Origin of the sequence: Streptomyces sp. NRRL F-6492, assembly GCF_001280125.1 — a bacterium.
Classification (GTDB): Bacteria; Actinomycetota; Actinomycetes; order Streptomycetales; family Streptomycetaceae; genus Streptomyces.
In genome coordinates this window covers 31074-43519 of record NZ_LGEG01000171.1, presented here as the reverse complement: position 1 = coordinate 43519, position 12446 = coordinate 31074, and the positions used below count along the sequence as shown (strand labels likewise).

The 12446-nt window shown below is 75.8% G+C and carries 9 protein-coding genes; 6 read left to right on the top strand and 3 right to left on the bottom strand.

Going from position 1 to position 12446, the window contains the following annotated elements; all coding sequences use genetic code 11:
- Positions 1 to 325: 325 nt before the first annotated feature.
- Complete coding sequence (locus tag ADL08_RS14145; protein WP_053642736.1) at positions 326 to 544, bottom strand: MbtH family protein; 219 nt, start codon at positions 542 to 544, stop codon at positions 326 to 328.
- A gap of 814 nt (positions 545 to 1358) precedes the next feature.
- Here ADL08_RS14145 and ADL08_RS14140 point away from each other — a divergent pair.
- Both ADL08_RS14140 and ADL08_RS14135 read left to right on the top strand, forming a co-directional pair.
- Positions 1359 to 1781 carry an SsgA family sporulation/cell division regulator gene (locus tag ADL08_RS14140; RefSeq protein WP_053642734.1) on the top strand — a complete coding sequence of 141 codons (423 nt, stop codon included), beginning with the start codon at positions 1359 to 1361 and terminating at the stop codon, positions 1779 to 1781.
- A gap of 70 nt (positions 1782 to 1851) precedes the next feature.
- On the top strand, positions 1852 to 2787 hold the full coding sequence (locus tag ADL08_RS14135; RefSeq protein WP_078968198.1) for an oxygenase MpaB family protein: 936 nt from the start codon (positions 1852 to 1854) through the stop codon (positions 2785 to 2787).
- Positions 2788 to 2796: 9 nt separating this feature from the next.
- On the opposite strand, the gene ADL08_RS14130 is transcribed toward ADL08_RS14135, so the two are convergent.
- Positions 2797 to 3981, bottom strand: coding sequence for a serine/threonine-protein kinase (locus ADL08_RS14130; RefSeq protein ID WP_078970573.1), 1185 nt, complete (start codon positions 3979 to 3981; stop codon positions 2797 to 2799).
- A 309-nt stretch (positions 3982 to 4290) separates the two neighbouring features.
- Between ADL08_RS14130 and ADL08_RS14125 the strand changes: the two genes are divergently transcribed.
- The 4 genes from ADL08_RS14125 to ADL08_RS14110 all read left to right on the top strand — a co-directional run bounded on the left by ADL08_RS14125 (position 4291) and on the right by ADL08_RS14110 (position 11141).
- Complete coding sequence (locus tag ADL08_RS14125) at positions 4291 to 5526, top strand: NAD(P)/FAD-dependent oxidoreductase (protein ID WP_053642732.1); 1236 nt, start codon at positions 4291 to 4293, stop codon at positions 5524 to 5526.
- 202 nt (positions 5527 to 5728) lie between these two features.
- Entirely contained in the window at positions 5729 to 9991 is a 4263-nt protein-coding gene (locus tag ADL08_RS14120) for a DEAD/DEAH box helicase (protein ID WP_053642730.1), read from the top strand.
- Positions 9988 to 10806 carry a hypothetical protein gene (locus tag ADL08_RS14115; RefSeq protein WP_053642728.1) on the top strand — a complete coding sequence of 273 codons (819 nt, stop codon included), beginning with the start codon at positions 9988 to 9990 and terminating at the stop codon, positions 10804 to 10806. The genes ADL08_RS14120 and ADL08_RS14115 overlap by 4 nt, the downstream gene beginning before the upstream one ends.
- 68 nt (positions 10807 to 10874) lie before the next feature.
- Positions 10875 to 11141, top strand: coding sequence for a DUF4235 domain-containing protein (locus tag ADL08_RS14110; RefSeq protein WP_053642726.1), 267 nt, complete (start codon positions 10875 to 10877; stop codon positions 11139 to 11141).
- An 84-nt stretch (positions 11142 to 11225) separates the two neighbouring features.
- Here the strand turns inward: ADL08_RS14110 and ADL08_RS14105 are convergent, their stop codons facing one another.
- The gene (locus ADL08_RS14105) at positions 11226 to 12323 is read right to left on the bottom strand and encodes a glutamate--cysteine ligase (RefSeq protein WP_053642723.1); all 1098 of its coding nucleotides are present in this window, start codon (positions 12321 to 12323) and stop codon (positions 11226 to 11228) included.
- Between the last annotated feature and the right edge of the window lie 123 nt (positions 12324 to 12446).

Sequence of the window (12446 nt, the reverse complement as noted above, 5' to 3'; positions counted from 1 at the left end):
GGCCCTTTCCCGTGGGGCGACACACAGGGGGAGACACCGCGCGGCTTTCGCCGCGGGTGCTGTGGAGTTCTCGCGCGGGAACGCGCCCGCCCCGTGCGGGCGGCGTGGTCCGCACGGTCCGCACAGGAGGAGAGGGAGGTCGCGAGGCGCCCCGCCGCCGGCTTCTGGAGGGGCTTGCAGGGCGCCACTGACACCTGTCGACCGCACATGACCGACAGGAGATTATTTTTGAGCAGAACTGCTCATTACGCGAACGAAGTTGACACCCGGGCCATCGGGAGGGCCGCCTGACCTGCGCGGCGCCTCCCGATGGCCCTTCGGCCCGTCAACGCGCTTCGGCCTCCATCGCCGCCACCAGGCCGGCGGGGCGCATGTCGGTCCAGACGCTCTCGATCCGCTCCAGACACTCCTGGCGCGACCCCTCGACGCCCTCGCGGTCCCAGCCGCCGGGGACGTCGAGGTGCGCGGGCCAGAGGGAGTACTGGGCTTCGCGGTTCACCAGCACGACGAAGCGACCCGACTCGTCATCGAAGGGATTGCTCACGTTCCCACCCGTTCTCGATATCTTGTTCCAGTCTTTTTTCACGTGCGGTCCACCCGGCTCCACCGGGCGACCGGAGCGGGATTTACCCGATCCGGCGCGACGCGTACGCCGCTCCTTCGAGGGGAGCCCGGCACGACCGCGGAGGCGGGCGATCCGCTCCGCTCCGGATCGGGGATACGAGCACCCCCGGCCAAGACTTCCCCCTAAAACCGAACTCACTCCGGTCACATTAAAGGATCCTCCTCGGCCAAGGATGCGAGCCGCGATGTTACTTCCGGGTAATTCATCAAGTGGAAAGCTCGGGAAGGGCGAGAGTCATATGCCAATAGCCGCTCCCGATCGGATATCCAGCCATGCGAAGTCCATTTCATCGCCACTTGACCTCTTATCACCCACACCATTCCGGCTGGCCGCCCGACGCACCCTCCGGTTCCCCGGTACGCCCTTCGGGAGCGCGGCGCGCTCCCATGCGCCGGGCATGCGCCCCACCCGAGAGGCAACCTCCAGCCGGAAAAAGTGGTCCCTCCGGCCATCGCGACGCGCTCCGGACGGCCGGTTGACGACAGTCCGGAACCCGCCGGACCGGAAGGTGTCGGCCACTTCGCGCGCGACCGCCGCCCGTCCCCCGCTCCGGCCGCGGGAGACCCGAGGCAACTCCTGAGGGGGACATCCGGCGTAGGAGGTTGACGCTCCTCACAAGTCCTCGACACACTCCCCTCCGTAGTCACACACTTCCGGGGAGTGATCTCGGCTCACGGGGTAACCGCGTTGTGAAGCGTCACCGCCCCGGGTGGCGTCCGAGGTTGGAGCCTCCGTGTCCCGTTCCAGTTCTGCCGTCCCGCCGGTCTGCCGCGAGATCAAGTGGAAGACGACCGCCTTCCTGATCGCCGACTCCTGCCGCGTCCCGCTCGGGGCCACCGTCCGCTACCGGTCCCGCTCCCCCTTCGTCATCGAGCTCACCCTCCACACCCCGACGGGCGACACGGTGTGGCACCTGGACCGCGACATGTTCCTCGCCGGCACCGAGGAGCCGGTCGGCATCGGCGAGGTGCACATCCGCCCCGCCCCCTACGACCAGGTCGTCCTGCGCCTGGGCGAACCCTCCCGCGCCGCCCTGATCGGCCTCGGCCGCGGACCCGCGCTGCGCTGGCTGAACACGACGTACACCGTCGTGCCCGCCGGGAGCGAGAGCGACCACATCGACTGGCGGCCGCTCCTCGACGTCCTCGCCGACTGACCCCGGTCCGCCCCGGGGCGGCGGCCCGCGGCGCCGGGGGCCTTCACCACGACGGGCGCATACTGTCCCTGTGGAATGGCCGCCGCCCTTCGTGGACGACCTGAGGGAACGGCTCGGGAGCGAGCTCTTCCGGCGCGTCGCCGGACCCTCGGGCGAGGAGACGCGCGCCCGCGTCCACGGAACGCCGGGGCCCCGCTGGTTCGGCCCGGACCGGCCGATCCGCACGGTCCACGGCGACGCGTCGATGTTCGTCGGGGGCCTGACGGCGCTGCTGCTCCAGTCGCTGCACCCGTCGGCCATGGCGGCCGTGGCGGCCCATTCGGGGTTCCGGGGCGATCCGTGGGGACGGCTGCAGCGGACCAGCACGTTCCTCGCGGTCACGACGTTCGGCACGGCCGAGGACGCGCGGCACGCGGTGGATCGCGTCCGGGCGGTCCACGAGCAAGTGCGGGGCACGACGCCCGGAGGCCGGCCCTACCGGGCCTCCGACCCCCACCTCCTGGGCTGGGTGCACGTGGCCGAGGTCCACGGCTTCCTGCGGGCGCACCTGCGCTACGGGGCGTCGCCGCTCACCCGCGCGGGCTACGACGGCTACGTGGCGGACACGGCCCGGATCGCCGAGGAGCTGGGAGTGGAGGAACCGCCCCGGAGCCTGGCCGAACTGGCGCGGCGGATGGAGTCGTACCGGAACGAACTCGGCGGCACCCCCGAAGCCCGGGAGACCGCCCGTTTCCTGCTGCGGGACCCGCCGCTCCCCCGCCCGGCCCGCGTGCCGTACGCCCTGCTCACGGCGGGGGCGGTGGAGCTGCTGCCGCCGTGGGCCCTCGGGGAGCTGGGGCTCCCGTCGCTCCCCCGGCCCGTGCGGGCGGCGGCGCGGACGGGCGGACGGCTGGCGACCGGGGGGATCCGCTGGGCGATGCGCCCTCCTCCGCCCACCCTCCCACCGGGGCGGCACGACGGGCCGCCGCGCGGGCGGGGGACCGCCGCGTCGACCGGGCCCGGGTGACGGACGGCGTCAGTTCCCGGGCCCGGTCGACGCGGCGGGCTTCCCGGAGGAGGACACCGTACGGGGGCGGGGTACGGAGACCGGCGCCGCCGACGGGGAGGACGGTCCCGGGCGGTCCGCGCGGCCGGGCGGGAGATCCGCGACGCGGTCCGTGCGGAGCGGCGGTGACGCGGTCGCGGTCCGGTGCGGCGCCCGGGACGACGCCTCCCCGCTCGCGGTCGGAGTGCCGATCGAACCGGTCAGGGTCGCTCCGAGCACGGTCAGCGCCGCGCAGGCGGTGAGGGCGCGGACGGAGCGGCGGGAGACCGGATCCGGGCGGCGGGCGGGGGGAAGCGGGGGTTCGGCGGGCGGCGCCGGCGGGGGTGCCTCGCCCGGCACGGCCGTCAGGACGCGGAAGCAGGTGTCGGCGTCGGGCCGGCCGGCCTCGTTCGGGTCCGTCATGGCCTCCACGAGCTCGGCGAGCGCCGGCGGGAGGCCCGGCGGGATCACGGGGGGCCGGTGCAGCCGCGCGAGCGCGGACTCCAACGGGGCGCCCGCGTACTCCAGTTCGCCCTTCAGGGCCTCCAGGAGCACCAGACCGAGGCTGTAGACGTCCGCCGCCGGCCCGGCTCCTCTGCCCAGGGCCTGCTCCGGCGCCATGTAGGCGGCGGTTCCCACGAGGGGGCCGGTCTCGACGCGGCTCGTGGCGTCGAGCAGGCGGGATATGCCGAAGTCGGTCAGGTACGGGGCGTCCGCCCCGTCCAGGAGGACGTTCGACGGCTTCACGTCGCGGTGCACGACGCCGACCGCGTGCACGTGGGCGAGGGCGGAGGCGAGCGCGGCGCCGGTCCGGGCGGTCTCGCGGGGCGTGAGGGGGGTCGCGGCGATGCGCCGGCGCAGGGTCGTCCCCCTGACGAGCTGCATCACCAGGTAGGGCCGCCCCTCCTCCCGTCCGGAGTCGTACAGGGTGACCAGGCCGGGATGCTGCATCTGGGCCAACAGGCGGCCCTCGTCGTCGAAGCGCTCCTCCGTCCAGGCTTCGCCGCCCGGCCGGAAGAGCTTGACCGCCACCGGCCGCCGCAGCCGCAGGTCCAGCGCCTCGTACACGTCGGCGGCGCCCCCGCGCCCCAGCAGGCCGTCCAGCCGGTACCGCCCGGCGACCGCGTGGGCCGTGAGCCGGAGATCCGGTCGGACCGACCATGGACGGACCATCATCGACGCTCCCTGCGTTCCGTTGCCGTCTTCCGCCGCCCGCCCGCCGGTACGCGCCGGCCCCGGCCGCCGTACGGCTCCGGGCCGTGGGCCCCGCCCGCGCTCGGGCACGGGAGTACGCGTGCCCCGGGAACGCCGGGGCATCCCCGTGCCGCGCCGGGAAATCCGGTGGAGGAGAAGCCGGGGCCACGGCGGTACGGCGCCGCCGGGCCGGGTAGCCGGAAGAGCGGCGCGCCCTCCCCTCGCGCAGGGGGTGTCCGCCGTAACGTGGCGGCCCGGAGTCAGGCGGTCCGGTGAGGAGTGACGACGTTCATGGGGCAGAGGGACGACGGGGTCGACGTGGTGGTCGTCGGAGCGGGGGCCGCCGGTCTGGCCTGTGCGGCCGACCTGGTCGCCGGCGGGCTGCGGGTGGAGTTGCTCGAAGCCTCCGACGCCGTGGGCGGCCGGATGCGCACCGACCGGGTCGCGGGCTTCACCGTCGACCGCGGCTTCCAGGTGTTCAACACCTCCTACCCGCAGGTGAAGAGGCGGCTGGACCTGCGGGCCCTGCGGCTGAGGCCGTTCACGCCGGGCGTGCTCGTGCACACCGACGACGGGTTCCGGCGCTTCGTCGATCCGACCCGCCGGCCCCGCGAGGGCCGGGACCTGCTGCCCGGCCGGCTCGCCTCGGCCCGCGACCTGGCCGCCCTGGGCGTGCTGTCGGCCAGGGACGTGCTGGCACCGGCCCGCTACCTGCGGACCCGGCCCGACGCCACCACCCTCACCGCCCTGGCCGACGCCGGAATCTCGGCGGACCTGGTGGAGACCTTCTTCCGGCCGTTCCTGTCGGGGGTCTTCCTGGAGGACGAACTGGAGACCTCCGCCCGCTTCTTCCACTTCGTCTGGCGCACCATGCTGCGCGGCACCCTGTGCCTGCCGGCCGACGGCATCGGGGCCGTGCCCGCGCAGCTCGCGTCCGGGCTGCCCGGCGGTGTGCTGCGCACCGGGGAGCCGGTCGCGTCGCTCACCGACCGGGGCGTGGCCCTGGCCGGGGGCGGCGAGGTGTCCGCCCGCGCGGTCGTGGTCGCCACCGGTCCGCGCGCCGCCGCCCGGCTGCTCCCCGGCCTGGACGTGCCGGACGGACGCGTCGTCACCACCCTGTACCACGCGGCGGAACGCTCCCCGCTGTCCGAGCCGATCCTGGTGGTCGACGCGCGGCGCCGCTTCCTCAACACCTGCGTGCTGACCGAGGTGCACCGCGGCTTCGCGACGGACGGCCGGGCGCTGGTGTCGACCTCCGTGCTCGGGGAGCCGGATCCGGAGCGGGAGGAGGCGGTCCTCACCGCCCTCTCCGAGGTCTACGGCACGGACGCCCGCTCCTGGGAGCCGGTGCACCGCGTCGTGGTGCGGGACGCCCTCCCGGCCATGCCGCCGCCCCTCCCGCTCTCCCGTACCGGCCGCGTCTCCCCCGGCCGTTACGTGTGCGGCGACCACCGGGCGACGGGCTCGGTCCAGGGCGCCCTGGCCTCCGGCACCCGCACGGCCCGCGAGGTCCTGGCCGACCTGTGATCCCCACGGCCCGGTGCGGGGGCGCGCCGACGGGCCGCGTACGGGCGGCCCGGCCGGCCGCCGGAAGGGGCGACGCGCGCCCAAGGGCTTGACATGCGCCAAGGGTTGGCGCTTTTCGGGTGCCGTATCGGGGCGGGCGGGGGACGACGGTTCGTATCCTTTACGTGTTCGTCGTGTCACGCACTGTGCAGGGAGTCTCTTGTTGGGTACGCAGTCCCGGACGGCCGGTATCAGTTCGCCCCCGCCCCCGCCGGGCGATTCCGGAGGGCCGTGGCACGAGCGGGCGCGGGACGTCGTCGCGTTCGGCGGGTTCGATCCGCGCCTCGCGGCCGAGGCGGAGGAGCTGGCGCTCGCGGGCGGGCTGAGCCCGCGGGACCTGAGGATCCTGCTCCTCGTGACGGACGACCACCCCGGGTGGCTTCCCGCCCGGAGGTGCGCGGTCGCGGCCCTGGGCGACCGCCCGGAGGTGCCGCAGCAGGTGCTGGCCCTGCACGCGCAGAAGGAGGCCTGGGCGCCCCCGGCGTACGCGGAGTCCTCGGCGCCGCAGCCGGACGGGGGGACCCTCCACCGGGCGGAGCTCCGGATCGGCCCGGCCGACGCGGTCGTGAACGGCCCCGTCCGGACGGGCCCTTCGGCGGAGCGGGCCCGCCGGGCGGCGGCCGACGCCGTGCTCCGGGCGCTGGCCGGCGTCGGGACGGAGCGGCTGCGGCTTCCGGGGATGACGGCGGAGCTGTTCGACACGCTGCTGGGCACGCGGCTGGAGAGCGCGGCGCATCCGGGCGAGGAGCTCCACGCCGAGCTCGTGCGGCGGGCGGCCGCCTCGCGCCTGCGGCACCGCGACGCCCTGCGGCTGCTCTTCGGCACGACGGCCCCCGGGTGGCGGGAGGTCCGGCTGCTCGCCCTCGACCAGACGGCGCGGATGCCTCCGTCGGCGGCGACCCTGCTGCAGTGGCGGGCCGAGGCGTGCAGCGCCGGACTGCGCCACACGACGGTGGAGCGCCCCGGGGGGTTCGCCTCGGCGTGGAGCTGGGAGGAGGCCGACGGCCGGGTGCGGACGGGCCCCGAGCGGGTCTCCGGCGACCGGCGCACGTCCCTGCACGGCGCCGCGGTCGCCCTCCTGGCCCTGCTGTGCGGGCTGCCCGAGCCGCGTGACCTGGTCGAGGAGAAGCGGCGGAAGGTCCCGCCCCGGATCCAGCCGGTGCCCCGGGGCGGGGATCCGGTGAAGTACCTGAACAAGTACACCCAGCTGGAGGTGATCACGAAGCCGGAGCCGACCGTCACCTCCAGGCCCAGGAGCGTGGTCTGCGCGTACACGTGCCGGCACGTGGCGACGGGCACGACGGTCCGGGCCACGGGCACGGCGCGGCTGAAGGGGGACGCGCGCCGGGAGGCGGCCGCGGCGCTCCTGGAGGAGCTGGCCCGGCTGGACGCGGGGGGCGCCGCGCGGCCGGAACGGTCCGCGCCTCCGGTGCCGCCGTCCCCCGCGTCCGTCGTGATCCCGGGGCCCCGGGCCGCACGGCCCGCGGTCGTCCTGCCCTCGCCGCGCACGGAGGCCCCCGCGCCGCCGGAGGTGCCGGGGATCCAGGAGGTGCCGGGGGAAGGGCTGTCGGCCGGCGCCGTGGCCGGTGAGGCGCTCGCGGCCGGGTGCGCGCTCTCCCTCGTCCCCCCGACCGGCGACGAGCCGGTGGCCGGGATGCTGCTGTACCGGGCGGACGGCGCGCCGATGCCCGTCGTGCCGCTGCCCGCCCCGCTCGCCCCGACCGTCCGCCGGCTCGTCGTGCCGGCGGCCGACGGACTCGTGGAGGTGACCGGTTGGCGGCTGCCCCTCGACGAGGCCGTGCCGCTCCTGCTCGGACGGTCCCGGTTCGCCGCGTGGCACCCCACGGCCGTGGAGTGGGAGCAGGCGGCGCGCCTGGGCGTGCGGCTGGTGGCCGCCGGGCTCGTCCGTCCGGCGCTCGGCCCCGACGGGGTCGGCCGGTGGAGGGTCGGCCCCCTTCCGGACGCCGCCTTACAGGCCGTGGAGGAGCTGGCGCACCACATGTCGCCGCACGCCCACGCCGTCATCGGCGCCGGGTCCGCCCCGCCCGCACGGGAGGCGGCCCTGCCGGCGCGGGAGGCGGTCCTCGTCTTCCTGCACGCCGTGGCCGACGGCCTGGTGCGGACACCCGCGGCGGTCATGTTCGGCCCCGGCCCGTTCACGGGTCCCGCCGGCGGTCGCGTTCCGGACGCCGTGGCCGAGGCGGTACGGCCCTGGCTGGACGCGGTCGAGGACCGGCTGGACGACGGTCCGCCGCCCGGACTCGTCCTGGAGATGCGGGAGCCCTCCGAACACGAGGCCCTGGCGGGGCGCCTGACGGGACGTCTCCTGATCGGCACCGGGCCCGGAGCGGAGGGGGACGAGGTCGCGGCGCACCTGCTGTGGTCGGGACGCGCCTTCCTGCGCGGCGTCGACCGGAACCGGTCGCGCGAGCGGGTCGGGCGCCGGCTGGAACGGCTGGACCGGCTGTGTCCCGGCCTCTCCGGCCTGGCCTCACGGCCCGGGGCGTTCACCGTGGACGCGGCGGGGATCACCCGGCTGCTGCGGGCGGAGGAGGAGCTGGCCGCCGCCGGCCTGCGGCTGCGCTGGCCGGACCGCCTGCGCCGGGGCCTGTCCTCGTACGCGGTCGTCGGCACCGCGACGGGCGCCGGTGGTGCCGGGGCGCCGCGCTTCAGCCTCCAGGCCCTGCTGGACTTCCGGTGGCAGGTCGCGCTCGGCGACGACACGCTCGACGAGGCCGAGATGGACGCGCTGGCCGAGGCCGCCCGCCCCCTGGTCCGGGTGCGCGGGCGGTGGGTCCTGCTCGACCCCGCCGTGCGCGCCCGCGCGCGGCGCCGGGAGATCGGCCGGCTGGCGGGGATCGACGCGCTCGCCGCCGCGCTGACCGGCACCGTCGGCGTCGACGGCCGGCAGGTCGCCTGCCGGGCGGCCGGTGACCTCGCCGGTGTCGTCACCGCGCTGCGCCGGGGCGAGCACGTCTCCCCCGTCGCCGTTCCGGCCCGGCTCGGAGCCGTGCTGCGCGGCTACCAGGAGCGCGCCCTGGCCTGGCTCGCCCACACCGGCGGCGCGGGGTTCGGCGCCGTCCTCGCCGACGACATGGGCCTCGGCAAGACCCTCACCGCGATCGCCTACGTCCTCCACCGCCACGAGACCGGGCACACCGGCCCCGTCCTGGTGGTGTGCCCGTCCTCCCTGGTCACCAACTGGCAGCGGGAGATCGAGCGGTTCGCCCCGCATCTGGACGTGGTCCGCTACCACGGCGCGGGCCGGAGCCTCGACCCCGTCGGCGGGCGCACGGTCGTCCTCACCACCTACGGCGTCCTGCGGCGGGACGCGGAACTCGCGGCCACCCCCTGGGACCTGGTCGTCGCCGACGAGGCCCAGCACACCAAGAACCACGCCTCGGCGACCGCCGGGGCGCTGCGCTCGCTCACCTCCACCGCCCGTCTCGCCCTGACCGGCACCCCCGTGGAGAACAACCTCTCCGAGCTGTGGTCGCTGATCGACTGGGCCAACCCGGGCCTGTTCGGCACGCTGAAGGCGTTCCGGTCCCGCTACGCGACCGCCGCCGAGCGCGAGCCCGACGGTCCCGCCGCGCAGGCCCTCGCCCGCCTCGTCGCGCCGTTCGTCCTGCGCCGCACCAAGAGCGACCCCGGCATCGCGCCGGAGCTGCCCGCCAAGGTCGAGACGCGGAGGATCGTCGAACTCACCCCCGAGCAGGTCGCCCTGTACGAGGCCGTCGTGCGGGAGACGATGGACCAGATCGCGGGCTCCTCCGCCGCCACCCGCTCCGGCCTGGTCCTGAAGCTGATCACCGCGCTCAAGCAGATCACCAACCACCCCGCGCACTACCTCCGGGAGACCCATCCCGGCCCGGCGCACGCACGGCGGTTCGGCCGGCGGTCGGCCAAGCTGGAGGCGCTGGCCGAACTCACCGGGACGATCGCCCGGCGCGGCGAGGCAGCCCTCGTCTTCACGAGTTACGTCGCCATGGGCCGGCTCCTGGAGGAGCACCTCGCGCACCTGGGCCACCGCCCGCTGTTCCTGCACGGCGGCCTGGACGCCGGGCGGCGGCAGGAGCTCGTCGACGCCTTCCAGGGCGGTGGGGCGCCCCTGCTCGTCCTCTCCCTCAGGGCCGGCGGCACCGGCCTCAACCTGACCCGGGCCAGCCACGTCGTCCACTTCGACCGCAGCTGGAACGCGGCGGTCGAGGACCAGGCGTCGGACCGCGCCCACCGCATCGGTCAGCGCCGGACCGTCACCGTCCACCGGCTCGTCACCCGGGGCACGATCGAGGACCGGATCGACCAGCTCCTCACCCACAAGCGCGCCCTGCAGAACACGGTCCTGGCCTCCGGCGGCAGCGGGTTCGCCCGCCTCACCGACCGCGAACTCACCGAACTCGTCCGCCTGGGAGCACCCGGATGACCACGATCCCGCCCCGTCGGGGCGCCACCGCCGCCGGACACCCGGCCCGTACGCGCCCTCCCGTCGAGGACGTGGAGGGCGACACCGTGACCACCGGACGGACGGCCCCGGCGGGCCCGCCGTCCGGGGCGGTTCCGTCCCCCGGGGCTCCGGCGGGCGGAGCCGTACCCGCGTCGTCCGCGGCCGACCGGGCGCCGCTCCTCCCCACGCAGGGGGTGCGGACCGGGGCCCTGCCCCCGCTCCCGCCGCTCGACCTCCACGGCACCGCGCCGCTCCTCGACGCGATCACCGCCGAACCGCCCGCCCCGCTGCCGGACCTCGCCGTGCTGCGCGCGCTCGTCCGGGACGCCGCCCGGCGCGCCACCGCGCTCCTCCAGGGCCACGTCCCCGAGGTCCACGACACCGTCGCCGACATCGTCCGCTTCACCGTCGGCGCGGGCGGCGAGCACGGGGAGACGGCGGCCGCCCATCTCGGCCTCACGCCCCTCCTGATGCGGCGCCTCACCGCCGCCTACCACCACGGCGGTCCGCACGGCGCCGCCGCCTGTCTCTCCCCCCGGCCCGCGGACCCGGCCGCGCTCGCCGGGGCGGAGACCGCGATCCGGCCGCTGCGCCCCTTCCCGGGCACGCCGGTCGAACGCCGCCGCGACCGGCTCACCGACCCGCCCGCCGGGGTGCAGCTGCGCCACGGCCCGGACGGGCGGTGGTACCCGTACGTCGACCGCGACGGCACCTGGCAGCCGGTCGCGGGCCCGCACCGGGACCCCGTCCGCGCGTACAGGGCCGCCCGGCTCGCCCGGCGGCAGCACCACTGATCGCGGGGCGCATGCGGGTCGGCCGCCGGGGTAGCCGGGGCAGTGACCTGAGGAAAGGAAGAAACACCATGAAACCGTCACGCCTCGTCTTCAAGCCGCTCTCGCTCGCCGTGAGCGCCGGGACCGGTGTGCTCGCGGGAGCCGCGTTCAAGAAGACGTGGCAGATCCTGGGGCACGACGACGACACTCCCGACGCCACCGACGAGCACCGGGGCTGGGGGGAGGTCCTGATCGCCGCGGCGCTGCACGGCGCGATCTTCGCCCTGGTGAAGGCCGCCGTCGACCGGGGCGGGGCCACGGCGGTGCGCCGGGTGACCGGCACCTGGCCCGCCTGATCCCGTATCGCGCGGCACACCGCACGACGGCCCGGAGCGCCGCCCCTTTCCACGGGGGGGGGCGCTCCGGGCCGTTCGGGTCCTTCACTCGCCGGCGGTCGTGATCCGGGCGCAGGCCTTCACGACCTCGTGGAGGTCGAGGCCCTCGTCGCGCAGGGCGCGCTGGCGGTCCGCCCCGCCGCCGTGGGCCAGGTGCGCGGCGATCCCCTTCCGCGCGTCGTCGAGGTCGCCGGTGTCCGCCAGGGCCTCCTCGACGTGGTCGAGGAGGGCTTCGAACGCCTCTTCGGCGGAGGTCTCCCGCAGGGTGAGCGGGTGGAGCAGCGGCCCCCGGAGGCCGGACCGGGCGGCGCGCCAGGACGCGAGCCGCAGGAGCCCCGCGGAGAGGGGGGCGGGGGGCTCGCCGTCACGCCAGGCCCGGGCGGCGGTCTCCACGAGACCCCGGGCGAGGGTCGCGATGAGCACGGTGGTGTCGGCCTCCAGGCAGACGTCGGCGACCCGGATCTCCACGGTCGGGTAGTTCGCGGAGAGACGGGCGTCGAAGTAGATCATGCCGGAGTCGCGCAGGACGCCGCTCTCCACCATGGCCTCGACCTGCTGGTGGTACACCTCCGGGCTGCCGAACAGCTCGTACGGCCCGGCCGACGGCCAGCGGTTCCAGACCCGGCTGCGGTAGCTGCTGTACCCGCTGTCCTCCCCCTGCCAGAACGGGGAGTTCGCGCTGAGCGCGTTCAGGAGGTAGAGCCAGGGCCGGATCCGGTCGAGGACGGCGACCCCCTCCTCGTCGGAGTCCACGGCGACGTGGACGTGACAGCCGCACGTCAGCTGCTCCTTGGTGGTGAGGGCGAACTGCTCGGCCATCCACCGGTACCTCTCGCCCCGGTGGCGGGACGGCTCGACGGGGACGGGCGAGGTGGCGAGCGCGGCGACGACCGCGTCGGACTCCCGGGCGTACCGCAGCGCCTCGCCCCGCCACCGGACGATCTCCTTGCGCATCTCCCCCATGTCCGTCAGCGGCTGGGTGGAGAACTCCAGCTGCTCCTGGTGCAGCTCCTTCTCGAAGACCTCCCCCGCCTCGCCGCCGCGCAGGGCGGCCGACGCCAGTACCGCCGACGACACTGCGAACGGTTCGCCCGTCCTTGCGTTGACGAGCATCAGCTCTTCCTCGACTCCTACCGTGCGCATCGACTCTCCCCTACGTCAGTGACGGCCCCGCGCCGCCGGCCGCCGCCGGAAGGGGCGGGGAGCGGTGCGGGGCAGGTGCTTTCTCCCGCGTATGCCCACTTCCGCGTCTCCGACGCACTTCGC